This is a genomic window from Nocardiopsis changdeensis, assembly GCF_018316655.1.
Taxonomy (GTDB): Bacteria; Actinomycetota; Actinomycetes; order Streptosporangiales; family Streptosporangiaceae; genus Nocardiopsis; species Nocardiopsis changdeensis.
Genome location: NZ_CP074133.1, coordinates 3,186,380 through 3,210,054 on the forward strand (window position 1 = coordinate 3,186,380; position 23,675 = coordinate 3,210,054).

Consider the following 23,675-nt stretch of genomic DNA (forward strand, 5'->3'; position numbering starts at 1 on the left):
CGGCCCCTTTCCCCGGGGCGGTAAAGGACGCGGTGTGTCGTGGCGGGGCGGCGCCCGCGGATTCCCCCGGTGATTGTCGGGGCATCTCCCGGACCGTATGATGGCGGCGCCGTGATCTGCGGTTCCACGGCGCAGGAGCGTGTCCGTGCGATCGGTGCCGGTGCGCTTCCGGGGATATTCCGGATATCTCCGGAGGCGTCGGTATCGGCCGATTCAAACGTCCGCAAGGAATTCCTCTTTTTCCGTCCGCCGCGGCGGGGACCGCGGACGACGACCGGGGAGGGCCTCATGGCGGACGAGAAGAAGGAACGGTGGTCCCGGCGCGACTACCGCCACCCCGCGGCCGGATGGGGCGCGGCGCTGTCGGTCGCCAACGTCCTCAAGGGCGAGGGCGAGTGGATCGACGGCCCCCGGGCCGTCTTCAGGATGAACCACGAGAACGGCGGCTTCGACTGCCCCGGCTGCGCCTGGCCCGACGACACCAAGGGCCTCAAGCTCGACATCTGCGAGAACGGCATCAAACACGTCGCCTGGGAGATGACGCACAGGCGCGCGGGCAAGGAGTTCTTCGCCGGGCACACCGTCACCGAGCTCAAGACCTGGAGCGACCACGACCTGGAGGCCCAGGGGCGGCTGGTGGGACCGCTGGTCTACGACGCCGACACGGACAGGTACGTGCCGATCGCCTGGAAGGACGCCTTCGACCTCGTCGGCCGCCACCTGCGCGGGCTGGACTCCCCGGACCAGGCCGCCTTCTACACCTCCGGGCGCCTGGGCAACGAGGGGACCTTCCTCTACCAGCTGATGGCCCGCGAGCTGGGCACCAACAACCTCCCGGACTGCTCCAACATGTGCCACGAGGCGTCCGGCCGCGCGCTGACCGCGGCGCTGGGCACAGGCAAGGGCACCGCCGACCTCAAGGACTGGGAGACCGCCGACGCCCTGTTCATCATGGGCGTCAACGCGGCCTCCAACGCGCCCCGCATGCTCACCGCCCTCACCGAGGCCCGCAAACGCGGCGCGCGGATCGTGCACGTCAACCCGATGGTCGAGGCCGCCGCCCGCAGGGCCATCGTCCCGCACGACTTCGTCGACATGGCCCTGATGAAGGCCACCCCCACCAGCAGCCTCAACCTCCGGGTCCGGCCCGGCGGCGACATGGCGCTCATGCGCGGCATCGCCAAGGCGCTGCTGGAACGCCTGGAGACCGACCCCGGGGCCGTCGACCCCGAGTTCATCGAGCGCTACACGTCCGGGTTCGAGGCGTACCGCAAGGTGTGCGCCGACACCCCCTGGGAGGAGCTGGAGCACCAGTCGGGCCTGTCCCGCGCCGCCATCCTGGAGGCGGCCGAGGTGTACCACCGGTCCGAGCGGACCCTCATCAGCTGGTGCCTGGGCATCACCCAGCACGAACACGGCGTGGACACCGTCCGCGAGATCGTCAACGTGCTCCTGCTGCGCGGCAACCTGGGCCGTGAGGGCGCGGGCCCCTCGCCGGTGCGCGGGCACAGCAACGTGCAGGGCAACCGCACCTGCGGCATCGACCACCGCCCCAAGGAGGAGTTCCTGGACCGGCTGGCGTCGGTGTGCGGCATCGACCCGCCGCGCGAGCACGGCCTGGACACCGTCGGCACCATCGAGGCCATGAACCGGGACGACGGGGACGGGGGCCGGGTCCGGGTGTTCGTCGGCATGGGCGGCAACTTCGTCCTGGCCGCCCCGGACACCTCGTACACGGCGCAGGGCCTGCGCCGGTGCGACCTCACCGTGCACGTCAGCACCAAGCTCAACCGCAGTCACCTGGAGCACGGCCGGGAGGCGCTCATCCTGCCGTGCCTGGGCCGCACCGAGAAGGACGAGCAGCGCACCGGCCTCCAGGCCACCTCGGTGGAGGACTCCATGAGCATGGTCCACCTGTCGGTGGGCATGAAGCGCCCGGCCTCCCCGCACCTGCTGTCGGAGCCGGCGATCATCGCGGGGATGGCGCGGGCGGCCCTGCCCGACAGCGCCACCCCCTGGGAGGACTACGTCGGGGACTACGACCGCGTCCGCGACACCATGGCCAGGGTCCTGCCGGGGTTCGAGGACTTCAACCGCCGGGTGCGGCTCCCGCTGGGGTTCCGCATCAAGCAGCCCGCCCGCGAGCTGGTGTTCCTCACCCCCTCGGGGCGGGCCGAGTTCTCCACCGCGGCGCTGCCCGACGTGGTGCCCGCCGACCGCGACGTGCTCGTCCTCCAGACCATGCGCTCCCACGACCAGTGGAACACCACCGTCTACTCCGACGACGACCGCTACCGGGGCGTGAGGAACCTGCGCACCCTGGTCCTCATGAACGCGGAGGACATGCGCGCCCGCGGCATCGCCGAGGGCGCCCTGGTCGACATCGAGTCCCGCTCCAAGGACGGCACCCGCCGCCGCCTGAGCGGCTACCGGGCCCTGCGCTACGACCTGCCGCGCGGCAGCGCCGCCGGCTACATGCCGGAGATGAACGCCCTGGTCGGGATCGCCGACTACAGCACCCAGAGCGACCAGCCGCTGATGAAGAACGTCCTGGTCCGGGTCACCCCGGCCGCGGCCGGCTGAGCCCCGCCCGCCGGGGCCGCCCCGCCTCCGGGGCGGGGCGGCCCCGGACGGTCAGAACAGGACCGGGAGCGAGACCGGGCGGCTGCCCTGGATCCCGCCGACCCCGTGCCGACGCAGGTCGGCGAAGGGCACGGCCAGCCGGGCCCCGGGCAGGTCCGCGTGCAGGACCTCGACCACCGCGGCCAGCTCCAGACGGGCCAGCTGCGCGCCGGTGCAGTAGTGCGGACCCGCCCCGAACGCCAGGTCCGGGCCGATGGCGCGGCCGGGGTCGGTGTTGATCCCCTGGATGTCCACGAGCACCGGGGAGCGGGCGGGGAGCCGGACCCCCGCGAGTTCGACCTCGTCGGCGGTGAACCGCCACAGGCTGAAGGGCGCGGGGGAGTACCGGCGCAGCGTCTCGCGGACGACCTCGTCCGCGTCCCCCGCGGAGCGCCCCCCGGGTCCGAGCAGGCCGGCGATGAGGAAGCCCAGGGACGGGTCGGTGGTGAGCTGCCCCGCGTAGATCAGGGTGAACAGCAGGTAGTGCACCTGGGACTCGGTGAGGTCGGGGACGCGTGCGCGCAGCTCGACGGCCAGGCCGTCCCGGCCCGGTTCCAGGGCGGCCGCGGCCAGGTCCGCGAAGGCCGCCATCGCCCGGCCCACGTCCTCGGGGCCGTCGCCGTGCATCAGGCGGCAGGCGGCGACGGCCTGGTCCACCCGGTCCAGGGGGACGCCCAGGAGGTCGCACACCACGGTGAGCGGGAAGCGCGTGGTGAAGTCCGCCATCAGGTCCACGGGCCCGCCTTCCGCGGCCAGGCCGGTGAGCATCCGCCGCGCGTGGCCGGTGACCCGTCCGGCGTAGGAGCCGATCCGGCGCGCGGTGAACAGCGGCGCGTGCGCCCGGCGCAGCCGTTCGTGCGCGGGGCCGTCGGTGGTGGTGAGCGAGGGCTGCGCGGCGGCGGTGGGCTCCAGCCCCGCGGTCCGCGGGTCCCAGTGCCCGGGCGCGTACGCCGGGTCCTTGACGATCCGCGGGTCGACGAGGACCTCGCGGGCCAGGGTGTCGTCGGTGACGATCCAGGCGGGGCCGCCCGCCGGTGCCCGGACCCGCACCAGGGGTCCCAGGGCGCGCAGGGCGGCGTGCGCCGGGTGGGGCTCGTCGAGTCCGCGGACGGCCGGGGCGAAGGGGTCGATGCCGGTCGGGGATGTCATGGGGAGGTCTCCTCGTGGGGTCGGGCGGGGAGCAGGAACAGGAGCACGGCCGCGGCCGCGTAGCAGGCGACCTGCCAGGGCAGGACGGCGGCCAGGGCGTGGGTGTGGGCGGCCGCCGCGGAGGAGCCGCCCGCGAGCGCGTCCTCCAGCCGGGCGAAGAACACGGTGCCCAGCGCGGCCACACCGACCGCGCCGCCGATCTGGGTGACGGTGCTCAGGACACCGCCCGCCGCCCCCGCGTCCCGGGCGGGCACCCCGGCCAGCACGACGTTGACCAGGGAGGGGGCGGTCAGGCCCAGTCCCAGGCCGCCCGCGAACAGGGGCACGGCCAGGGCCGTGGAGGAGGGGGCGTCCCCGTGCAGCAGCGCGAGCAGCAGGAGCTGGGACGCGGCCAGGAGCAGGGCGCCGCCGACCAGGACCGCGCGTCCGGCCCGGTCGGCGAACCGGACCCCGATGCCGGAGGTGATGACCGAGCCCGCGGCGAAGGGCAGGATCACCAGGCCGGCCTCCCACGGGCCGCGGCCGGTTCCCCCCTGGAGGTACAGGGAGAGCAGGAGGAAGAAGGCGCCCAGGGCGCCGAAGAACGGCAGCGAGGCGGCCAGCCCCAGGGCGAAGGCCCGGCCGCGCAGCAGCGCGGGGTCCAGGACGGGCCGTCCGCCGCGTGCCGCCAGGCGGCGCTCCCACCACAGGAACAGGGCGGTGACGGGCACGGAGAGGGCCATGAGGGCGGTGCCCCACCAGGGCCACCCCCAGTCGCGCCCCTGGACCAGCGGCAGCAGCGGCAGGACCACGGCGGTGGCGGCCAGGGCCGCGCCCGTTCCGTCGAACCCGGTTCCGTCCCCGCCCCGCGACTCCGGCAGGAAGCGCGCGCCCAGGGCCAGGCCGGCCGCCGCGACCGGCACGTTGACCCAGAACACCGCGCGCCAGCCCAGACCGAACGGGTCGGCCTCCACCAGGAGGCCGCCCAGCAGGGGCCCGGCGACGGAGGCCAGCCCCAGGACGGCGCCGTAGGCGCCCATGGCGCGGGCCCGTGCCGCGGGGGCGAACGAGGCGCGGATGACGCCGAACACCTGGGGGATCATCAGCCCGCCCGCCAGCCCCTGGGCGACGCGCCCGGCGACCAGGGCCCAGGGGGAGGGCGCCAGGCCGCAGGCGGCGGAGGCGAGGGCGAACCCGGCCAGGCCGAGCAGGAAGAGGCGGCGGCGCCCGTACCGGTCGCCGAGGCGTCCGCCCGTGACGAGCCCCGCGCCGACGGCGAGCGTGTACCCGGCGACCGTCCATTGCAGTGCCGCTTCGCCCGCGCCCAGGTCGGCGGCGATCGCCGGGGCGGCGACCCCGACGATGGTGGCGTCCAGCAGCTCCATGAAGGCGGCGACGAGGACGACCGCCAGGGCGACGGCGGCGGTCCGCCCGGTGAGCAGGGGCGGTGGGCCGGTCGCGGCGGCGGGCGGTGCGGTCATGGTGACGGGTCCTCTCCTGGTGGCCGTTTGCTGTGTGGCACAGTAGATGTGTCGCGCAGTAGCTGCGTGACGCAGTTAAAGTAGCATGGCTTTGCTGCGCGGTGCAGCGAACGGGGAGTGGAACGGAGCGGCGCCCATGGCACGGAACGAGAGGGACGCCCTGGTCAGGGCGCTCGTCGAGGACGCGATACCCGCCTGGGCGATCCGCGTCGTCCAGCTCAACAGCGTCGTCGCCGCCCGGCTGGGGGTCACCGACACCGACGTGCAGTGCCTGCACGCCCTGGCCCGGCACGGGCCGATGACCCCGGGCGCCCTGGCCGGGCACGTCAACCTGACCACCGGCGCGGCCTCGCGCATGGTCGACCGGCTCGTCGCGGCCGGCTGCGTGCGCCGGGTGCCCGACCCCGGCGACCGCAGGCGCGTCCTGGTGGAGCCCACCGAGGAGGGGGTGGCCCGCGTCACCGCCGCCTACGCCGGGCTGGTGGCGCGCACCCGGGAGGAGCTCGCCGGGTTCGACGAGGACGCCCTGGCCGCCCTCCTGAGGTTCGTGCGTGCCGCCGAGCACGACACCGCCGAGGAGGCCCGCGGAGCCCGGTGACGACGCGGACGGCGGGTGCCCGACGCGGTCGGGCGCCCGCCGCCGTGCCCGGGAGGGCCGGGCGGCGTCAGACCAGGGTGGTCCAGTAGGTCCAGAACGCCTGGGTGACCGCCGCGGCCAGGGCCAGCGCCCACAGGCACAGGAGCGTGCTGTGGTAGCGGACCATCACGTCCGCGGCCCGGCGCAGGACGCCCGGCGCCGGGAGGTGGCCCGCCTCCAGGGCGTGCAGGGTGGTGTACCAGAAGACCGGCACGGTCACCGCCCACACGACCGTGCAGTACGGGCACAGCGCGCCGATCCGGTACAGGCTCTGGAAGATCAGCCAGTGCACGAACCCCGCGCCGAACAGCGTGCCCGCCCACAGGCCCAGGTGGAACCAGCGCGGGAACCGCGCCCCCGCCAGCAGGGCGACGCCCACGGTGGTCACCACCGAGAACCCGACCACGCCCAGGACCGGGTTGGGGATCCCGAACACCTCCGCCTGCCAGGTCCCCATGACCGTTCCGCACGACAGCACCGGGTCGATGCTGCACGAGGGCACGTGGCCGGGGTCCTGGAGGACGCGGACCTTCTCCACCAGCAGGGCGGTGGCGGCGAGCAGGCCGACGGCCCCGCCCAGGGCCAGCAGCCAGGGCAGAGCGCGGGCCGGGACGCCCGCGCCCGGCCGCCGGAGCCCGGCGGCGGTGCTCATTCGGCGAGCCCGGCGTCGATCAGGGAGGCCAGCATCTCGTAGGTCGGCATGCTCGGCGTCCGGTACCCGTTGACGAAGATCGTCGGGGTCCCCTGCACGCCCAGGGCCACGCCGTCGTCGAAGTCCGCCCGCACCCGATCGGCGACCTCCTGCGACTCCATGTCGGCGGTGAACTCCCCGACGTCCAGGCCCAGCTCCTCGGCGAAGCCGACGAACACCTCGCTCCGGTCCTCCTGGGACTCGCCCCACTCGGCCTGGGTCTCGTACATCAGGGCGTACATCTCCTCCAGCGCGCCCTGGCGGGCGGCCGCCTCCACGGCCGCGGCGGCGGGCTCGGAGTTGGTGTGCCCGGGCAGCGGGAAGTAGCGGACGACGAAGTCGATGCGGCCCTCGTAGTCCTCCCGGATCCGCTCCATCACGGGGAACTGGGCGCGGCAGGCCTCGCACTCGAAGTCGAGGAACTCCACGACGGTGACCGGCGCCCCCTCGACCCGGTCGAGGTACCGGCTGTCCTCGCGGACCAGCAGTTCGGCGGGGGCGGGCGAGGGGGAGGCCTGGCCCCCGGGCGCCGCCGCGGAGGCGCCGGCGGAGCCGGGGGAGTCCTGGGGGCGGTTCGACAGGTACACGAGCGTGCCGACGAGCAGGCCCAGGACGGTGAGCATCACGAGGGTGAAGGTCGTGTTCTGGTTCACGGTTCTTCCGTTCCAACGGGTCCGTGCGCGGGGCACGGAGGGATCACGACGGGACCGCCGGTCGGGGCGGTCCGGGGGAGGGGGAGGCGGCGCGGACGCGGAGGGCGTCGGCGCGGTCGTGTTCTAGACCCGTTGTACGCAGAGCAGGGTGAGCAGCCCGGGCCCGTGCCGGGGCGCCGCGGGGGCGTCCTCGACGGGCGGGGCCGGCGCGTGCGCGGCGCGGACCAGCGCCCACAGCAGGGGGAGCGGGGCCAGGAGGAGCGGCGGGCCCGAGGCGGACGCCGAAGCGGGGGCCACCCCGCAGGCGTGGTCCCCGTGCCCGGCGCCGCCCCCGGTGTCGGTCGCCGGGGCGTCGGTGGCCGCGGCCACCGGGACGGCCCCGGAGCCCGCGGGCGGGGCGGTGTGCGCCGCGGTGCCGGTGCGCACCAGGGCGCAGGCCAGGCAGGCCAGCACGAGCACGGCGAGCAGCACCGCGAGGGTGCGCGTGCCGCGTGTGCCGGGGTGCCCGTCCATGATCGGCACTTTAACGGCGCCCCGCCCCGCCCCCGCCCCGGGGTGCCCATGAGGCCCCGCGGGCACCCCGGGCGCGGGTGTCACCGCGGCAGGTGGCGCGTCTCCGGCCCGTGGTGCCCGGCCAGGACCCGCCGGGGCAGCGGGCCCTTGATCCGGGCCCTGCCGCCGCTCTCCTCCCAGGCGTGGGCGAGGATGCCCACGGACCTGGACAGGACGAACAGGCCGCGCCCCAGCTCGGCGGCGAACCCGAGGGAGGCGTAGACGATCGCCGTGGCGCCGTCGATGTTCATCGGCACGGGACGGCTGCGCCCCCGGGCCAGCGCGGCCTCCAGCGCCAGCCCCGACTCCAGGTGCGTCGGCGGCACCAGGTCCCGGTCGACCGCCTCGCGGACCCGGTCGACGAGGGGGTCGCGGCGCGGGTCGCGGGGGTGGAAGCGGTGGCCGAAGCCGGGGACCCGCTGCCCGCGCTCCCGGTGCTCGGCCACGACGGCCTCGGCGGCCCCGTCGGCGGACGCGCCCTCCTCCCGCAGCAGGGCCATCCGCTCCAGGAGGGCGATGCACTGCTGGCCCGCGCCCCCGTGCACGTCCCCCAGGAGGTTGACCCCGGTGGCGACCGCGTTGTTGAGCCCCACACCGCAGGTGGCGGCCATCCGGGCGGCGGCGATGGAGGGCGCCTGCGGCCCGTGGTCGACCGCGGCCACCAGGGCCGCCTCCAGCAGGCGGGCGCGCTCGGGGTCCGGCAGCTCGCCGCGCAGCAGGAGCCAGACGGTCTCCACCAGGGAGACCCGCCCGATCAGCTCCTGGACCGGGTAGCCGCGCAGGTCGATCTCCCCGGGGGCGATCCGCGTGATGGCGGTCGACCACCACGCGCCGATCTCCTTGTGGGTCATGGACCCCGCCGTGTCCTGTGTGCTCATACCGTGCCTTCCTCTCGCAGGGCCTCGATCTCGGCGTCGTCGAACCCGGCCTCGCGCAGCACGGGGACGGTGTGCTCGCCCAGCAGGGGAGGAGGGGTCCGGGGCGCCAGGGGCGCCCCGTCCACGTGCACCCCGCTGCCCAGCACCCGGAGCCCGCGGTCGCCGGAGCCGGGGAAGGGCAGGGTATGGACCAGGCCGCGGTGGGCGATCTGCTCCGACTCCAGGGCCTCCCGGACCCCGAGCACGCGTCCCGCCGGGACGCCCGCGCCGGAGAGCTCTTCCTCCCACTCCGCGGCGGACCGCGCCCGCAAGTGCTCCTCCAGGGCCTTGCGGAGCTCCTCCCGGTGGGCCTTGCGGTCCTCGCGCCGCGCGAAGCGGGGGTCCCCGCACAGCTCGGGGGCCCCGACGACGCGGCAGAGGATCTCGAACTGCTCCTGCTTGTTGGCGGAGATGTTGAGCGCTCCGTCGCCGGTGGCGAAGGTGCCCGAGGGCGCGGCGGTGGCGTTCTCGTTGCCGATGCGCTCGGGCTCGGCCCCCGTGGAGAGGTAGTTGGACACGCCCCAGCCCATGGCGGTGATCGCGGTCTCCAGCATGGACACGTCCAGGTGGGTGCCCTGCCCGGTGCGCTCGCGCCGCGCCAGGGCGGTGGACACCGCGAAGGCGGCGGCCAGGCCGCCCAGCACGTCGGCGATGGGGAAGCCCGCCCGCAGCGGCCCCGTGTCGGGGGTGCCGGTGGCGCCCATCATCCCCGACAGGCCCTGCACGATCTGGTCGTAGGCGGGCCGGTCGCTCAGCGGGCCGTCGGCGCCGAACCCGGAGATGGCGCAGTACACCAGGCGCGGGTTGACCTCGCGCAGCACGTCGGGGCCGAAGCCGAGGCGCTCCAGCACCCCGGGGCGGAAGTTCTCCAGCAGGACGTCCGCGCCGGCCAGCAGCGTCCGCATCACCCGCCGTCCGGAGGCGGACTTCAGGTTCAGGGTGAGCGAGCGCTTGCCGCTGTTCTGGGCGAGGAAGGACGCGCCCAGCCGCCGGTCGTTGAGCTCGGCCGAGGCGCCCAGCCGCCGGGCCAGGTCGCCGGTCCCGGGGACCTCGACCTTGACGACGTCGGCGCCCATGAGGGCGAGCTGGTAGCCGGCGTAGGGGCCGGCCAGCACGTTGGTCATGTCCAGGACCCGGACGCCCGCCAGGGGCGGGCCGTCCCCGCCGGTGCCGGTCATCGGTCCTCCCCCGGGGCCGGGGCGCCGCCGGCCGGGTCCAGGCCGATCTCGGAGATGCGCCGGGCGGCGCCCATGACGGACTCGGTGAACCCCCGCACGGCGGCGTCGGTGAAGCGGGCCGTGGGCCCGCCGACGGCCAGCGCGGCGACGGGGGTCCGCCCGGTCCGCCCGAAGACGGGGGCGGCCACACCCGAGGCCCCGTGCTCGCGTTCGCCGTGGCTGACGGCGTAGCCGCGTTCGGCGGCGTCCCCGACCTGCGCGCGCAGCCGGTCCACGTGGGCCGGGCCGTAGGGGGAGGCGGCGGCCACCCGCAGCAGGGTGGCGTCGTCGGCCCCGATGAGCAGGACCTTGCTCGCGGCACCGCCCCACAGCACCATCTCGTCGCCGGTGTTGACGACGTGCCGCAGGCGCTGCGGCCCCTCCTCCTGGGCCACGCACACGCGGACGGCGTCGGCGCGCACGTACAGGTTGACGGTCTCGGCGGTGTCGGCGACGAGTTCGCGCATGACGGCGCGGGCCGCCTCGGGCACCTGCCAGACGGCGTGGGCCAGGCGGGCCCAGCGGAGCAGGCCGGGGCCCGCGGCGATCCTGCCGTCCGGGCCCGTCCACAGCAGGCCCCGCTGCTCCAGCGTGCCGACCAGGCGCAGGACGGTGGTCTTGGCCAGGCCGGTGCGCTCCACCAGCTCGCGCGTGGTGTAGCGCAGGTTCCGCTCGTCGAACAGGTCGAGCATGTCGATCGCGCGCGTCACGCTCCGGACGCCCCCGTCCGAGTCACCGGACATGCGCCCTCCTCTCATGTGGTCCGCTAGGCGGACCTATAAGACCATCAAGTGGACTGTGGTGGTCAGCGTAACGCATCGCCCGCAGCCCCGCCAGGGTGCTCCGGAGGCCGGGCGCCGCCCTCCCCTGATCGGGAAATCCCGGATTCACCAGGGGTTCCCCCTCCCTCGGCCGGAGGGAGGGGGAATGTTGCACAAAGGTTTCGCGGCCCCATTGACACGGACAAACGTGATCCGCATCATTTCCTGAACCGAACAGCGGCCCGTTCGGTCCGCCAGGCGGACCAATCGGGGCGAGAGGGAGTGAAGATGGACAAGCAGCGGGCCCTCCGGGCGACCGGGGCCGTGTGCGCGGCCCTGGTCGTGGGCGCCGCCGCGGTGAACGCCGCGCTCACAGGAACGCACGAGTCCCAGGCGCGGGCGAGGATCGACATCCTCGTCCCCGCCGACCCCGGCGGCGGGTGGGACCTGGTGGCCCGCGAGACGCAGCACGCGCTGCGGGTCAACGGCATCGTCGACAACACCCAGGTGCTCAACCTGCCCGGCGCGGGCGGCACCATCGGGCTGGCCCAGACGGTGCGGCGCGAGGGGGAGGCCACGACCCTCATGACCACCGGGACGGTCATGATCGGCGGCATCATCGTCAACGACTCCGCCCAGACCCTGGAGGACGTCGTCCCCATCGCACGGGTCGCCGACGACTACGAGGTGTTCGTGGTCCGCGCCGACTCGCCGCTCCAGGACATGGGCGACCTGGTCGAGGAGTGGCGGGACGACCCGGGCTCGGTCGCCGTCGGCGGGGGCTCCCTGGGCGGCACCGACCACCTCCTGGCCGGCCTGGCCGCCCGCTCCCAGGGGGTCTCCCCCGACGAGGTCAACTACATCCCCTTCGCGGGCGGCGCCCAGGCGCTGACCTCCCTGCTCTCCGGCAGCATCGACGTCGGCGTCTCCGGCTACAACGAGTTCCGAGACCAGGTGGAGGCCGGGAACCTGCGGGTGCTCGGCGTCTCCGCCCGGGAGCGCGTGGACGGCCTGGAGGAGCACCCCACCCTCCCCGAGCAGGGGGTGGACGCGGTCCTGCCGAACTGGCGCGGCTTCATGGCCCCGCCCGGCATCACCGAGGAGGAGCGCGCCGAGCTCACCGCCGTCGTCGAGGAGATGGTGGCCACCCCGGAGTGGCAGGACACGCTGGAACGCAACCGGTGGGACGACACCTTCCAGTCCGGCCCCGAGTTCGAGGAGTTCCTGGAGGCCGAGATCGCCCGCATCACCGAGGTCACCGAGGAGCTGGGACTGTCATGACCACCCACCGCACCGAGGCCGCCCCCGGCGGCACGGCCCCCGCGGCCCCCAGGGCCCGATCCTGGTGGCGGGGGCGCAGCGAGATCTTCGTCGGCCTGCTCACCGTCGCCATCGGCGTCTTCCTCGCCGTCCAGACCGGCGCCATGCACGTGCCGGACAACTCCGCCTCGCCCGGCCCCCGGCTCTTCCCCTCCCTGGTGTCGGCCCTCATGATCGTCCTGGGCGCGGTCCTGGTCCTCCAGGTCGTCCGCCGCCCCGCCCCCGAGCCGGACGGCGGGGAGGCCGACCGGCCCGAGGGCGCCGGGGTCGTCGGCGCACTGGTGGAGGGCGAGCGCCCCCACACCGCCGCGCCCGCCGCCCACAGCGACTGGCGCACCGTCGGCACCGTGCTCGGCTCCGTGGTCCTGTTCGCCCTGCTCCTCCAGCCCGTCGGGTGGCTGCTGTCCGGGGCGCTCCTGTTCTTCGGCGTCGCCTGGGCCTTCGGCGGCCGCCGCCCCCTCTTCGAGGCGACCGTCGCCCTCGTGTACTCGTCCGTCGTCCAGCTGGCCTTCGTGGCGGGCCTCGGACTCAACCTGCCCTCCGGCATCCTGGGAGGGGTGCTCTGACATGGAGACCTTCGGACTCCTGGCGGGCGGCTTCGCCGCGGCGCTGACCCCCGAGAACCTGCTGTGGGCCCTCGTCGGCGTGCTCCTGGGCACGGCGGTGGGCGTCCTGCCCGGACTGGGATCGGCCATGGCCGTGGCGCTCCTGCTCCCGGTCACCTTCAAGCTCGACCCCACCGGGGCGTTCATCATGTTCACCGCCGTCTACTACGGCGGCCTGTTCGGCGACTCCACCACGTCGATCCTCATGAACACCCCCGGCAACAGCTCCGCCATCGCCACGGCGATCGAGGGGCACCGGATGGCCCGGCGCGGCAGGGCCCCGCAGGCCCTGGCCACGGCCGCCGTCGGGGCGTTCCTCGGGGCGGTCGTCTCGACCACGGTCGTGGCGTTCTTCTCGAACGTCATCATCGACATCGCCCTGCGGTTCGGCCCGGCCGAATACCTGGCGCTGGCCGTCTTCGCGTTCCTGGCCACCTCCGCGGTGGTCGCCCAGTCCATGGTCCGGGGCACCATCGCCCTCACCATCGGCCTGGCCATCGCGATGGTCGGCATCGACTCCCAGAGCGGGGCCGCGCGCTTCACCCTCGGCGTGCCCTCCCTGTTCGAGGGAATCAGCGTGGTCACCGTGACCGTGGGCCTGCTCGCCCTGGGCGAGGTCCTCCACGTGGCGTCGCGCGTCCACCGGGGTGGCCACGCCGCGGCGCCCGTCAGCGCGGGCGGGACGCCCTGGCTCGGCCGCGGCGACCTGCGCCGGGCGCTGCCCGCCTGGCTGCGCGGCATCGGGTTCGGCCTGCCCTTCGGGGCGATCCCCGCGGGCGGCTCGGAGATCCCGACCTTCCTGGCCTACGGGACCGAGCGCCGGCTCGCCCGGTTCCGCGCCCGCCGCGGCCGGGGGGCCGACGAGTTCGGGGAGGGCGCGATCGAGGGGGTCGCGGCGCCGGAGTCCGCGGCCAGCTCCACGGCGGGGACCGCGATGGGCGCCCTGCTGGGCCTGGGGCTGCCGACCTCCGCGACGGCCGCCATCATGCTCGCCGCCTTCCAGCAGTACGGGATGCAGCCCGGCCCGCTGCTCTTCGAGCGCAACGCGGACCTGGTCTGGACCCTGCTGGCCAGCCTGTTCGTCGGCAGCGTCATGCTGCTGGTCCTCAACCTGCCGTTCGCGCCGCTGTGGGCCAGGCTGCTGCTGATCCCGCGCCGGTACCTGTACGCGGGCATCACCGGGTTCGCGGTCCTGGGGGTCTACGCGGCGTCGTACTCGACCACCGACCTGTGGCTCCTGATCCTGCTGGGGCTGCTCGGCTTCATGATGCGCCGCTACGAGATCCCGCTCGCCCCGGTGCTCATCGCGGTCATCCTGGGGCCGCTGGCCGAGACCGAGCTGCGGCGCGCGCTGGCGATCGGCCAGGGGGACGTGGGCGTCCTCTTCGCCGGGCCGATCACCCTGGGCATCTACACCGTGGTCCTGGCGGCCGTCGCCTTCGTGGGGATCGCCCGGGCGCGGTCCCGCGCCCGGGCCGCCGCACCCGCCCCCGAGGACACCCCGGCGGGGTGACGCCCCGCCCCGGGGCGCCCGCCCCACCCGGCCGGGCGCCCCGGGCGCCCGGCCGACCGGCACAGCGCCCCTGTGTGTCCGTCTAGGCCAGGGCGCCGACCACCGGACGCGGGCCGGACCGGGCTCGGCGGGGTGAGAGCCCGCTCCACCCCGCCGGGCCGACGGCCGGATCGGTTCCGGGCTCCCGTGCGGGGGCTGCGGCGGACCGGCACCCGGGGCGGCGCCCACCGGTGCCGTCCCCGCCCGGGCGGGGACAGGGGCGCCCGCCCCACCCGGCCGGGCGCCCCGGGCGCCCGGCCGACCGGCACAGCGCCCCTGTGTGTCCGTCTAGGCCAGGGCGCCGACCACCGGGGACAGCTCGTCGCGCAGCCAGCGCAGGGAGATCGGCGCGGGGGAGTTGATGGCGTTGGCGAAGTCCAGGCCCGCGAAGTAGACGGTGCCGTTGCGGACCGACGGCAGCTCCCGGAACAGCGGGTCGGCCTCCAGCTCCGCCTGCCGCTCCTCGGTCTGCGCCCACACCGCCAGCAGGTCGGCGTCCAGGTCGCCGGTGTTCTCCAGGGAGAGCGCGGCAGCGGTCTGGGTGTTGTCCTGGTTGTCGGCCGGGCGCATCCCGAACAGCTCGAACAGGGAGCCGTTGCCGAACACGTAGCCGTTGTCGTCGGCCCGCACCCACTGGTAGGTCCGGTCCCCGATCCCGGGCACCTCCGCGCCGGCGGCGGCGAACTCCTCCTCCAGTTCGGCGATCAGCTCCCGCGCCCGCTCGGTGCGGTCCACCGCGGCGGCGGTGGAGAGCAGGCGCTCGTCCCAGTCGGGGTTGAAGGCGTCGGTGTCGGGGGTGATGGTGGGGGCGATGGCGTTGAGCCGGTCGAACGCCGCCCGGTCCGGCACCTGGTAGACCTCGGCGATGATGAGGTCCGGCGCCGCGGTGGCGATCGCCTCCAGGTCGGGGCTGCCGTCGGCGGTCACCAGGGAGGGGTCGGCGACCGACGCCAGGTCGCCGCCGGCGGCCTCGGTGAGGGGGTCGACCAGCCAGGGGGCGTTCTCGGCCAGCGTGTCGGGGTCGACGGCGACCTTGACGGGGGCGACACCCAGGGAGATGAGCTCGTCGGCGGAGGAGAAGCCGAGCGCCACCACCCGCTCGGGCGCCGACTCGACGGTGACCTCGCCCTGGGAGGTCGCCACGGTGACCGGGTAGGCGCCCCCGCCCCCGTCCGCCGCGGCCGGGGCGTCGTCGTCCCGCGCCGCCGCCCCGCAGCCGGTGAGCGCGGCCGCCAGCAGCCCCGCCAGTGCGATACCCCCGAGCCGGGCGGTGCGCCCTCGTGCTCCCGTCACGGTGTTCCTCCTCGATCCCGCCATGTGGTGAGGGGAGCCTAACCTAATCCGATACGGATTGGATGGCCGGGTCTGGTCGAAATGAGTGCTATGTGGGTATCTGTGCCTGGTGTGACGGATGTGCGACCATGGACGTTCGGTCGCGAAGACACCGCGGAGGGGAGGGCCGAGAGGCCCTCGGGGGAACGGGGTTGCCATGCCCGTACAACACGCGTCCAACGACTTGATGGTCTCCCTGGTGCGGGCCGGGCACCTGGCCACCTTCGAGGAGTTGCCGGAGCTGGTGGCCAAGAAGGCCGACGCGGCCGGCCTGCCCGAGGCCCGGTTCTACCTCTCCGACCACCAGCAGCAGGTCCTGCGCGAGGTCACCGGGGTGGGCCCCGACGCCCACGGCGGCGGCGAGGACCTGCCCATCGACCACTCGCCGGCGGGCCAGGCCTACATCACCGGCGTGGCGGTGCGCTCGGACGGCGGCCCGCGCTACTGGGTGCCCATTCTGGACGGCGCCGAACGCCTGGGCGTGCTCCACGTGGCCTGGGCCGGCGACCCCGACCGCTCGGCGATGCGCGACCTGGCCTCTGTGGTGGGCCTGCTGGTCATCGCCAAGCGCTCCAACAGCGACTCCTACGCGCGGCTCATCCGGACCGAGCCCATGTCGGTCTCCGCCGAGATGCAGTGGACGCTCATGCCCCCGGGCACCTTCGCCGACGCCCGGGTGACGATCTCCGCCGCGGCCGAGCCCGCCTACGAGAACGCCGGGGACTCCTTCGACTACGCCCTCACGGAGGAGACCGTCCACCTGGCGATCTTCGACGCCATGGGCCACGACACCGCCGCCGGGCTCATCGCCAACCTCGCGGTCGGGGCCTTCCGCAACGAGCGCCGCAGGGGCACGCCGCTGGCCGAGATCCCCCAGGGGGTGGAGACCACCCTGATCCAGGAGTTCGTGCGCACCCGGTTCGCCACCGCCGTCCTGGCCGAGCTCCACCTCACCACCGGCATGTTGGAGTGGGTCAACTGCGGCCACCTGCCCCCCGTGCTCATCCGGGGGGAGAAGGTGCGCGAGCTGGAGTGCGACCCCTCCCACCCCCTGGGCATGGACCTGGGGCTGCCGGTGACGGTGTGCCGCGAGCGGCTCGAACCCGGCGACCGCCTGCTCTTCTACACCGACGGCGTCATCGAGGCCCGCGACGCCGACGGCAACGAGTTCGGGGTCGAGCGGTTCGTGGACTTCGTCATCCGCAACCAGGCGGACAACCTGCCCGTCCCCGAGACCCTGCGGCGCCTGGTGCACGAGGTGCTGGCCTACCACCACGACACGCTCAACGACGACGCCACCGTGCTCTTCTGCGAGTGGCACGGCTGACCCGGACCGGTCGGCGTCACCCGCGCGTTTCGGCATCGCGGCTGCTCGCGGCTGGGTACTAAAGAAAACTTTAGTGCTGGCAACATCCATTGTGCTCCCAGTCGGGGTTCTGTTAGGTTCCTCACCATGCCGAACGACCAGACCGGCGCCGAGGCGGGCGTCGGCTCCCGCCTCCGCCGCCGCAGGCGGGCCCTCCACCTCACCCTCAAGGACGTCGCGGAGCAGACCGGCCTGACCGAGGGGTACCTGTCCCAGATCGAACGCGACCAGGCCAACGCCAGCGTCCGCACCCTCCAGCGCCTGTGCGCCGTCCTCAAGCTCTCGGTGGGCGACCTGTTCGCCCCGCCGGGCGCGGCGGCCAGCGCCGTCCTGCGCTTCAGCGACACCCGGGGCATGGCCTTCGGGGAGGGCGCGACCAAGGTCAAGCTCACCCCCGGCGCCTTCGACCACCTGGAGGTCCTGCTCGGGCACTTCGAGCCGGGCGGCTCCACCGGCGTCGAGCCCTGCACCCACGGGGACTCCGAGGAGATCCTCCTGGTCCTGTCCGGCGAGGTCGAGGTGCAGGTGGACGGCCAGGTCCACCGCCTCTCCGCCCTGGACTCGATCCACTACCGCAGCAGCAGCCCCCACAAGGTCGTCGAGACGACCGGCCGGGAGGAGGCCCGGGTGCTGTGGGCGATCGCCCCGCCCACGTACTGACCCCCGCCGCGCACACCCCACGACCCCCACAGGAGACGTTCATGACCGGCTACCGCAACGGTGCGATCTCACACTGGATGTCCGCGCCCCCCGATCCCGGCCGGGCGGCGGACCGGCGCACCGCCCCGCTCCCCGACGAGGAACAGGACCTCGTCATCGTCGGCGGCGGCCTCACCGGGCTGTGGGCCGCCCACACCGCGAGCCTGGAGAATCCCGGATGGCGGATCACCGTCCTGGAGGCCCGCGAGGTCGGCTACGGCGCCTCCGGCCGCAACGGCGGCTGGATGTCCCCGCTGATCCCCGGCAACCGCGCCGTCTACGCCCGCACCGCGCAGGCGCGGGGCCGGGACGGCGTCGAGGCGGTCCGCGTCTTCCAGCGCGAGATGATCACCGCCGTCGACGACACCCTGCGCCTGCTGGAGGAGGAGGGCATCGAGGCCGACCAGCACCGGGGCGGGCACCTCAAGGTCGCCACCACCCCCGCCGCCATGCGCCGCCTCGAACGCGCCCACGCCGCCGACCTCGCCTTCGGGTACGAGGAGTCCGAGCTGTCGCTGCTGGACGCCGCCGGGGTCGCCGAGCGCGTGGCCGTGGGCCCGGCGCTGGGCGGGCTGTTCACCCGCGCCACCGCCCGGGTGGACCCGGCCAAGCTCGTCCGCGGCCTGGCCGACCTGGTCGAACGCCGGGGCGTGCGCATCGCCGAGGGCACCACCGCCACCCGCGTCGATCCCGGCGCGGTGGCCACCGACCGCGGCACCGTGCGCGCCGCCACGGTGTTCGTCTGCCTGGAGGCCTACTCCGGGACGGTCGCGGGCACCGCCCCCGGCCTGGGCCCGCGCCGGGTCATCCCGGTCAACTCCTCCATGATCGTCACCCGGCCCCTCCCGGACGAGGTGTGGGAGCGCATCGGCTGGCGGGGCGGCGAGTGCCTGGGCGACGCCGCGCACACGTTCGTCTACGCCCAGCGCACCGCCGACGGCCGCATCGCCATCGGCGGCCGCGGCACCCCCTACGCCTACGCCTCGGGCACCCCCGGCCAGGGCGTCGTGGACGCCCGCACCGTGCGCACCCTGAGCGAACGGCTCCGGCTGTTCTTCCCCGGCGTGGAGTTCGGGATCGAGCACGCCTGGCGCGGTGCCATCGGCGTCACCCGCGACTGGTGCGCGGGTGTCACCTTCGACCCCGCCACCCGCGTCGGCGTCGTCCGCGGCTTCGCCGGACACGGGGTGACCGCGACCCGGCTGGCCGCGCGGACCCTGGTGGACCGTGCCGCCGGACGCGACACCGTCGCGACCCGGCTGCCGTGGAACGACCACGACTCGGGCAGGTGGGAGCCCGAACCACTGCGCTGGACCGGTGTGCACGGCATGTACCGGCTCTTCGGGGTCGCCGACCACTGGGAGGAGAGCCGGGGCTCGCGGGAGACCTCGCTCATCGCACGCTTCGGAGCACGACTGGCGGGACTGGCCGAATGACGCACACCGACCCCCGGAACCCCGGGACCCCCGACACCCACGACGCCCCCGACACCCACGGCGCCGCCCCCGGCCGGGCCTCCCGGCGCGGCCTGCCCCGCGGCCTGTGGAGCATGGCCTTCACCGAGCTCTGGGAGCGCTACTCCTTCTACGGCCTCCAGGGCATCCTCTCGTTCTACCTGCTCTACGAGCTGTCCCAGGGCAGTCTGGCCCTGGACCCGGCCGCGGCGGCCGGGATCGTGGGCGCCTACGGCGGCGCGGTGTACCTGTCCCAGATCCTCGGGGCGTGGCTGGGCGACCGGCTCGTCAGCCCCAAGGACATGGTGCTGTACGGGGCGGTCGTCATCACCGCCGGCCACCTGGTGCTCGCGTTCGCGCCCGGCCTCGCCGGGCTGGGCGTCGGCCTGGCCCTCATCGTCGCCGGGACCGGGGCCCTGAAGACCAACATCACCTCGATCGTCGGCTTCGTCATGGACGCCGCCGACGGCCGCCGCCGCGACGAGGGCTTCTCGTACTTCTACATGGCGATCAACATCGGCGCCGTGGTGGGCCCCCTCACCACCGGGCTGGCCCAGAACGAGCTCGGCTTCCACTACGGGTTCGGACTGGCCGCGATCGGGATGGGCGCCGCCCTGGTGCAGTACATCCCCTCGATGAAGTCCCTCCCCGAACGCGCCCGCGTGGTCAACGACCCGCTGCCCGCCCACCGCCGGCCCCTGGTGGCGCTGGTCGCCCTGGCCGCCGTCGGAGCGGTGGTCGCAGCCGCCGCCACCGGGCTGCTGCGCGCGGAGAACCTGGCCACGGTGGTGACCTTCGCGGCGCTCACCGCCGCCGCCGTCTACTTCGTGACGATGACGAGGTCGTCGGCGGTCTCCCGGGACGAACGCCGCCGCATCCTGGGGTTCCTGCCGCTGTTCCTGGTCTCGGGCCTGTACTTCGGGTTCCTGTTCCAGAAGTTCACGGCGATCTCGATCCTCATCACCGAGCGCATCGACCTCCAGATCGGCGGGTGGACCTTCCCGGTCGCCTGGATCACGACGGCCAGCCCGCTGGCGGCCGTGCTGATCACCCCGCTCATCGCCGGGCTCTGGAACCTGCTGGGGGACCGGCAGCCGGGACCGGTGGCCAAGTTCGCGGTCGGGCTCACCCAGATCGGCTGCGCGTACCTGTTCCTGCTGGTCGTCTCCGAGGCCACCGGGGAGGCGCACATCCCCCTGGTGCTGATCCTGCTGTTCATGGTGCTCGCCGGGTCCTCGGAGGTGTTCGTGGGGCCGATCGGGCTGTCCCTGGCCACCCGGATCGGGCCGCGGGCGTTCCGGTCGCAGATGGTGGGCCTCAACTTCCTCACCCTCGCCCTGGGCTCGTCTCTGTCGGGGCTGCTGGGGCAGCTGTTCACCGTCATCGACAACGCGTCCTACTTCACGGTCATCGCGACGGCCGGGATCGGCCTGGGCCTGGTGCTGTTCGCCGCCCGCGGGCCGGTGGGCCGCCTGCTGGAGTCGGGCCTGACCCGCTGAGCCCGGACGGACCCCGCCCCGCCCCGGCACTCCGTGCCCGGGGCCGGGTGCGCCCGGCGGCGGGCGGGCGGGGATGATACCGGGGTGGACTTCCCCGAACTCCAGCGGCGGCTGCGCGCGGCCGGGCACGACGCCCACCTCGCCTACGACGGCCGCCGCGACCCCTTCCTGGCCCACCTGCCCGCCGAGCACAGGGCGCGCGGCGGGTACTGCCGCGGCGCCTGGAACCTCTACCCGCTCGACGGCGGCCGGTACGCGGTGACCCTGCGCGAGCTGTACCGGCCCTCCCGGTACCCGCCCGACACCACCGGGCCCGAGCCGGCGGAGTTCGACACCGAACAGGAGGCCTGCGCGTACCTGTGGGAGGCGGTCGCGGCGCAGAGCCCGCCCGAGGGGACGCGCGACCTCGCCTTCGGCGAGCTGCCCGGGCCGGTCGCCGGGTGGATCCGCGACTGCGGGTTCGAGCCCGGGCGGACCCTGTTCGGGAACCCGTTCGTGGCGACGCTCCCCTCGGGGGCGGTCCGCCTGTCGCGCGTGGGCGACGCCTACGAGCTGCGCCGGCGCTCGGACTTCCCGCCCACCGTCGGGGAGGCGGTGTACTCCACGCCGGTGTGGGAGGACGTGTGCCGGGTGCTCATGACCCTGGCCGGCGACGCGCGCGCCCCGGGGCCCCTGGGGACGCCCCGGGTCGGGTTCGCGCCCGGCGTGCCGGGGCCGGAGCGGGCCCGGCGGCTGGCCGGGGCCGGGTACGCCGATATCGCCCGGGCCTATGGGGACGGACGCGGCGGGCCGCTGCTGGACGTCCTCGCGGAGGGGGCCGCGGTCGACCTGGCCACCCCCGAGATCCTGCGGCGGGCCGAGGCGGCCGGACTGCCCGCGTACCCGTACGGGGACGGCTGTTCCATCACGTTCGGGTACCTGGAGGAGCGCTACCGGTTGTCCCGCACCGGCGACGGCCATGTCCTGGAGCGGGCGCGCGAGCGCGAGAACACCTACTCGGTACTGGCCGGGCCCGCGGACCTGGAGGAGGTGCGGGCCCTGCTGCTGCGCCACCTGGGGGGTTAGGCCGCCGCGCCCGAAACCCGGTGCCGTAGAGCGCGCCGTGCGCGGTGCCCCCCGCGCTGCCGCGGTGCGGGGCGGTGTCGCCCCGGCCCTGCGGCGGTCGGCCCACTCCTCGCCCTTGCGGGGTTCGGCGGGCATGAGCGGGGCGGGCAGGGGCCGCTCGGTACCGGCGCGTTCCTGGTGTCCGGGGCGCGTTCACCCGCCCTGCCGGAGCAGGCCCTGCTCCGCTCCCACTTCCCGGGAACAGTTCCCGGTCGTCGTGCTCCCCGCGCACACGGGGAGGGTCTCGCCGCCCGCCTGGTCTCTCCCGAGCGGACGGCGGGTGGCGAGGCGGCCCGCGCCGCGCGGGCCGCCTCCCGGTGCGGAAGCAGGCGCTCAGCGGAATCGGTCGGCGTACCGGGCGGCCCAGTCGGCGTAGGTGTGCGAAGGGCGCCCGGTGACGCGTTCGACCGCGGGAAGGACGGGGCCGGGGGCGACGGCGAAGTGCGCGCCGAAGTCGAGCATGGCGGTGGCGTACTCGGGCGGGTACCCCCGGCCGGTGACAGTCCGGACGAACTCGTCGGCGGGCTGGAGTTCGAGGCGCAGCGGGCGGCCGATGGCCCTGGCGAGGATACGGGTGCGCTGGACGGGGGTGAGCGACTGAGGCCCGGTGATCTCGTGGACTCGGCCGGCATGGGCGTCGTCCAGCAGCGCGGCGACGGCGACGGCGGCGATGTCGCGTTCGTCGATCAGGGCGACGGCGGAGTCGGGGCACGGGTCGCGGACCACGCCGCCGGTCCTGACCGAGTCCGCCCAGGCCAGGTCGTTGGCCATGAAGCCGCCCGGCCGCACGAAGGTCCACGGCAGGCCCGCCTCCCGCACGATGCGCTCGTGCGCCAGGTGGGCGTCGCTGATCGGGTCGGGCTCGGGGTAGCCCGGCACGGTGGACGACAGCAGGACCAGGTGGCGCACACCGGCGTGCGCGGCGGCGGCGGTGAGCGCGCGCGTACCGTCCGGGGCGGTGGGGAACACGAACACCTTGTCCACGCCGTGCAGTGCGGCTCGCAGGGTTCGGGGATCGGCGAGGTCGGCGTGCAGGACCTCGACGTCCTCGGGCAGCCCGGCCCGTCCGGGGGAGCGGGAGATGGCGCGTACGGTGCGTCCCGCGGCCAGCAGCCCGGTGACCACGTTGCGGCCGACCTTGCCTGTCGCGCCGGTGACCAGGATCGTCATGGTGTCTCCATGGGGAGTGTCGGGGGTGTGCGGTGAGGGGTGGAGGACCGGCACCGGTCCGGCCGGTGCACGAGGGCGCGCGGGTCAGTGCAGGCCGCGTTTGCCCGGGGCCCAGAACGGTTTGACCTTGATCGAGCGGCGGTCCCAGCCGCGGTCGCGGACCAGGTGGTCGCGGATCTTCTGGCAGGTGCGCGCCTCACCGGCCAGGTAGGCCGCGCCCTCGCCCGCGGGCAGGTCCAGGTCGGCGACCGCCGCAGGCAGGGTGTCCGATGAGGCGGCCGGGGCGCCGTGGCGGTGCACCCGCAGCAGGCGGTGCGGGCCGGGCATCGGCAGGTCGTGCTCGGCGGACTCGCTTTCCAGCACCCCGTACACCGCGGCCGACGGGTCCAGCGCCCGCAGCATCGGTCCGAACGCCGCGCTCGCGGTCTCCTCACCGGCGAACAGGTGGAACGGCGCCTCCCTGGTGAACAGGTCGCCCTGCGGCCACCAGACCGGTACCCGGTCGCCCGGCGCGGCCGCACGTGCCCACCTCAGTCCGATGCCGTCCCCGTCGTACAGGTGCGCGCGCAGCTCGATCGCGCGCTCGCCGCGGTCGAACTCCCAGATCGTGTAGGTGCGCAGCGTCTCGCCCGGGCGCAGCAGCCCCGGCACCGAGAGCGGGTCGTTGATCTCGACCCGCACATGCTGTCCGGGAGCGTACGGAAAGGAGACCGGCCCGTCGGCCACCAGGCGGATCCGCCGCATCGTCGGCGTCACCGCCTCGACGGCGGTGACGGTGGTCTCCAGGCGGTATTTGGCGAAGGCTCCGGCCAGGGGGTTGCGCGAGCGCCTCGGCATCTCAGGCCTCCCCGGCGCCGCGCGTGCGGGAACGGCGGGACAGCCCCCACCACACCGCGGCCGTCAGTACGAACAGGG

Annotated in this window: 21 protein-coding genes; 10 read left to right on the plus strand and 11 right to left on the minus strand. The window is 74.7% G+C overall.

The window, feature by feature from the left end; all coding sequences use genetic code 11:
- Nucleotides 1-288 precede the first annotated feature (288 nt).
- Nucleotides 289-2,583, plus strand: coding sequence for an FdhF/YdeP family oxidoreductase (locus KGD84_RS14265; RefSeq protein ID WP_220560823.1), 2,295 nt, complete (start codon nucleotides 289-291; stop codon nucleotides 2,581-2,583).
- A 51-nt stretch (nucleotides 2,584-2,634) separates the two neighbouring features.
- On the opposite strand, the gene KGD84_RS14270 is transcribed toward KGD84_RS14265, so the two are convergent.
- Nucleotides 2,635-3,771: a cytochrome P450 family protein gene (locus tag KGD84_RS14270; protein WP_220560825.1), complete on the minus strand. Its 1,137-nt coding sequence runs from the start codon at nucleotides 3,769-3,771 to the stop codon at nucleotides 2,635-2,637.
- Nucleotides 3,768-5,231, minus strand: a complete 1,464-nt coding sequence (locus KGD84_RS14275; protein WP_220560827.1) for an MFS transporter — start codon at nucleotides 5,229-5,231, stop codon at nucleotides 3,768-3,770. Before KGD84_RS14275 ends, KGD84_RS14270 begins: the two co-directional genes overlap by 4 nt.
- Nucleotides 5,232-5,367: 136 nt before the next feature.
- Between KGD84_RS14275 and KGD84_RS33570 the strand changes: the two genes are divergently transcribed.
- Nucleotides 5,368-5,829, plus strand: a complete 462-nt coding sequence (locus KGD84_RS33570; RefSeq protein WP_220560829.1) for a MarR family winged helix-turn-helix transcriptional regulator — start codon at nucleotides 5,368-5,370, stop codon at nucleotides 5,827-5,829.
- Between the two features lie 67 nt (nucleotides 5,830-5,896).
- Here KGD84_RS33570 and KGD84_RS14285 read toward each other — a convergent pair whose 3' ends face one another.
- From KGD84_RS14285 to KGD84_RS14310, 6 genes are all read right to left on the minus strand, one after another.
- Nucleotides 5,897-6,520 carry a vitamin K epoxide reductase family protein gene (locus KGD84_RS14285; RefSeq protein WP_220560831.1) on the minus strand — a complete coding sequence of 208 codons (624 nt, stop codon included), beginning with the start codon at nucleotides 6,518-6,520 and terminating at the stop codon, nucleotides 5,897-5,899.
- Entirely contained in the window at nucleotides 6,517-7,212 is a 696-nt protein-coding gene (locus KGD84_RS14290) for a DsbA family protein (RefSeq protein WP_220560832.1), read from the minus strand. The genes KGD84_RS14285 and KGD84_RS14290 overlap by 4 nt, the downstream gene beginning before the upstream one ends.
- A 123-nt stretch (nucleotides 7,213-7,335) precedes the next feature.
- Nucleotides 7,336-7,725: a DUF2946 family protein gene (locus tag KGD84_RS14295; protein WP_220560833.1), complete on the minus strand. Its 390-nt coding sequence runs from the start codon at nucleotides 7,723-7,725 to the stop codon at nucleotides 7,336-7,338.
- An 80-nt stretch (nucleotides 7,726-7,805) separates the two neighbouring features.
- Nucleotides 7,806-8,642, minus strand: a complete 837-nt coding sequence (locus KGD84_RS14300) for a citryl-CoA lyase (protein WP_220560834.1) — start codon at nucleotides 8,640-8,642, stop codon at nucleotides 7,806-7,808.
- A complete protein-coding gene (locus tag KGD84_RS14305) occupies nucleotides 8,639-9,859 on the minus strand; it encodes a CaiB/BaiF CoA transferase family protein (RefSeq protein WP_220560835.1) in 1,221 nt (406 codons plus the stop codon). The genes KGD84_RS14300 and KGD84_RS14305 overlap by 4 nt, the downstream gene beginning before the upstream one ends.
- Nucleotides 9,856-10,641, minus strand: coding sequence for an IclR family transcriptional regulator (locus KGD84_RS14310; protein ID WP_220560836.1), 786 nt, complete (start codon nucleotides 10,639-10,641; stop codon nucleotides 9,856-9,858). The genes KGD84_RS14305 and KGD84_RS14310 overlap by 4 nt, the downstream gene beginning before the upstream one ends.
- A gap of 306 nt (nucleotides 10,642-10,947) precedes the next feature.
- Here KGD84_RS14310 and KGD84_RS14315 point away from each other — a divergent pair, with 306 nt between their 5' ends.
- The 3 genes from KGD84_RS14315 to KGD84_RS14325 are packed head-to-tail and all read left to right on the plus strand — an operon-like array spanning nucleotide 10,948 to nucleotide 14,097.
- Nucleotides 10,948-11,940 (plus strand): Bug family tripartite tricarboxylate transporter substrate binding protein, encoded by a 993-nt coding sequence (locus KGD84_RS14315; RefSeq protein ID WP_220560837.1) that lies wholly within the window; start codon nucleotides 10,948-10,950, stop codon nucleotides 11,938-11,940.
- Nucleotides 11,937-12,545: a tripartite tricarboxylate transporter TctB family protein gene (locus KGD84_RS14320; protein WP_220560838.1), complete on the plus strand. Its 609-nt coding sequence runs from the start codon at nucleotides 11,937-11,939 to the stop codon at nucleotides 12,543-12,545. The genes KGD84_RS14315 and KGD84_RS14320 overlap by 4 nt, the downstream gene beginning before the upstream one ends.
- Before the next feature lies 1 nt (nucleotide 12,546).
- Nucleotides 12,547-14,097, plus strand: coding sequence for a tripartite tricarboxylate transporter permease (locus KGD84_RS14325; protein WP_220560841.1), 1,551 nt, complete (start codon nucleotides 12,547-12,549; stop codon nucleotides 14,095-14,097).
- Between the two features lie 327 nt (nucleotides 14,098-14,424).
- Here KGD84_RS14325 and KGD84_RS14335 read toward each other — a convergent pair whose 3' ends face one another.
- On the minus strand, nucleotides 14,425-15,429 hold the full coding sequence (locus tag KGD84_RS14335; RefSeq protein ID WP_255646543.1) for an ABC transporter substrate-binding protein: 1,005 nt from the start codon (nucleotides 15,427-15,429) through the stop codon (nucleotides 14,425-14,427).
- 196 nt (nucleotides 15,430-15,625) lie between these two features.
- Between KGD84_RS14335 and KGD84_RS14340 the strand changes: the two genes are divergently transcribed.
- The 5 genes from KGD84_RS14340 (at nucleotide 15,626) to KGD84_RS14360 (ending at nucleotide 21,551) form a co-directional block, all read left to right on the plus strand.
- Nucleotides 15,626-16,795: a PP2C family protein-serine/threonine phosphatase gene (locus tag KGD84_RS14340; protein ID WP_220560843.1), complete on the plus strand. Its 1,170-nt coding sequence runs from the start codon at nucleotides 15,626-15,628 to the stop codon at nucleotides 16,793-16,795.
- Between the two features lie 126 nt (nucleotides 16,796-16,921).
- Nucleotides 16,922-17,494: an XRE family transcriptional regulator gene (locus KGD84_RS14345; RefSeq protein WP_220560844.1), complete on the plus strand. Its 573-nt coding sequence runs from the start codon at nucleotides 16,922-16,924 to the stop codon at nucleotides 17,492-17,494.
- Between the two features lie 41 nt (nucleotides 17,495-17,535).
- Nucleotides 17,536-18,969, plus strand: coding sequence for an NAD(P)/FAD-dependent oxidoreductase (locus tag KGD84_RS14350; RefSeq protein ID WP_220560845.1), 1,434 nt, complete (start codon nucleotides 17,536-17,538; stop codon nucleotides 18,967-18,969).
- Complete coding sequence (locus KGD84_RS14355) at nucleotides 18,966-20,486, plus strand: peptide MFS transporter (protein WP_220560846.1); 1,521 nt, start codon at nucleotides 18,966-18,968, stop codon at nucleotides 20,484-20,486. The genes KGD84_RS14350 and KGD84_RS14355 overlap by 4 nt, the downstream gene beginning before the upstream one ends.
- An 84-nt stretch (nucleotides 20,487-20,570) precedes the next feature.
- The gene (locus tag KGD84_RS14360; RefSeq protein WP_220560847.1) at nucleotides 20,571-21,551 is read left to right on the plus strand and encodes a hypothetical protein; all 981 of its coding nucleotides are present in this window, start codon (nucleotides 20,571-20,573) and stop codon (nucleotides 21,549-21,551) included.
- Nucleotides 21,552-21,923: 372 nt separating this feature from the next.
- Here the strand turns inward: KGD84_RS14360 and KGD84_RS14365 are convergent, their stop codons facing one another.
- Together KGD84_RS14365 and KGD84_RS14370 are read right to left on the minus strand one after the other, a co-directional pair.
- Nucleotides 21,924-22,760 carry an NAD(P)H-binding protein gene (locus KGD84_RS14365; protein ID WP_220560848.1) on the minus strand — a complete coding sequence of 279 codons (837 nt, stop codon included), beginning with the start codon at nucleotides 22,758-22,760 and terminating at the stop codon, nucleotides 21,924-21,926.
- 84 nt (nucleotides 22,761-22,844) lie between these two features.
- Entirely contained in the window at nucleotides 22,845-23,597 is a 753-nt protein-coding gene (locus tag KGD84_RS14370; protein WP_220560850.1) for a siderophore-interacting protein, read from the minus strand.
- Between the last annotated feature and the right edge of the window lie 78 nt (nucleotides 23,598-23,675).

What these genes read in the sequence shown, in the direction of transcription:
- KGD84_RS14265 (WP_220560823.1), top strand. Translation starts at nt 289, where the DNA reads ATGGCGGACGAGAAGAAGGAACGGTGGTCCCGGCGCGACTACCGCCAC.
- KGD84_RS14270 (WP_220560825.1), bottom strand. Translation starts at nt 3,771, where the DNA reads ATGACATCCCCGACCGGCATCGACCCCTTCGCCCCGGCCGTCCGCGGA.
- KGD84_RS14275 (WP_220560827.1), bottom strand. Translation starts at nt 5,231, where the DNA reads ATGACCGCACCGCCCGCCGCCGCGACCGGCCCACCGCCCCTGCTCACC.
- KGD84_RS33570 (WP_220560829.1), top strand. Translation starts at nt 5,368, where the DNA reads ATGGCACGGAACGAGAGGGACGCCCTGGTCAGGGCGCTCGTCGAGGAC.
- KGD84_RS14285 (WP_220560831.1), bottom strand. Translation starts at nt 6,520, where the DNA reads ATGAGCACCGCCGCCGGGCTCCGGCGGCCGGGCGCGGGCGTCCCGGCC.
- KGD84_RS14295 (WP_220560833.1), bottom strand. Translation starts at nt 7,725, where the DNA reads ATGGACGGGCACCCCGGCACACGCGGCACGCGCACCCTCGCGGTGCTG.
- KGD84_RS14300 (WP_220560834.1), bottom strand. Translation starts at nt 8,642, where the DNA reads ATGAGCACACAGGACACGGCGGGGTCCATGACCCACAAGGAGATCGGC.
- KGD84_RS14305 (WP_220560835.1), bottom strand. Translation starts at nt 9,859, where the DNA reads ATGACCGGCACCGGCGGGGACGGCCCGCCCCTGGCGGGCGTCCGGGTC.
- KGD84_RS14310 (WP_220560836.1), bottom strand. Translation starts at nt 10,641, where the DNA reads ATGTCCGGTGACTCGGACGGGGGCGTCCGGAGCGTGACGCGCGCGATC.
- KGD84_RS14315 (WP_220560837.1), top strand. Translation starts at nt 10,948, where the DNA reads ATGGACAAGCAGCGGGCCCTCCGGGCGACCGGGGCCGTGTGCGCGGCC.
- KGD84_RS14320 (WP_220560838.1), top strand. Translation starts at nt 11,937, where the DNA reads ATGACCACCCACCGCACCGAGGCCGCCCCCGGCGGCACGGCCCCCGCG.
- KGD84_RS14325 (WP_220560841.1), top strand. Translation starts at nt 12,547, where the DNA reads ATGGAGACCTTCGGACTCCTGGCGGGCGGCTTCGCCGCGGCGCTGACC.
- KGD84_RS14340 (WP_220560843.1), top strand. Translation starts at nt 15,626, where the DNA reads ATGCCCGTACAACACGCGTCCAACGACTTGATGGTCTCCCTGGTGCGG.
- KGD84_RS14345 (WP_220560844.1), top strand. Translation starts at nt 16,922, where the DNA reads ATGCCGAACGACCAGACCGGCGCCGAGGCGGGCGTCGGCTCCCGCCTC.
- KGD84_RS14350 (WP_220560845.1), top strand. Translation starts at nt 17,536, where the DNA reads ATGACCGGCTACCGCAACGGTGCGATCTCACACTGGATGTCCGCGCCC.
- KGD84_RS14355 (WP_220560846.1), top strand. Translation starts at nt 18,966, where the DNA reads ATGACGCACACCGACCCCCGGAACCCCGGGACCCCCGACACCCACGAC.
- KGD84_RS14365 (WP_220560848.1), bottom strand. Translation starts at nt 22,760, where the DNA reads ATGACGATCCTGGTCACCGGCGCGACAGGCAAGGTCGGCCGCAACGTG.
- KGD84_RS14370 (WP_220560850.1), bottom strand. Translation starts at nt 23,597, where the DNA reads ATGCCGAGGCGCTCGCGCAACCCCCTGGCCGGAGCCTTCGCCAAATAC.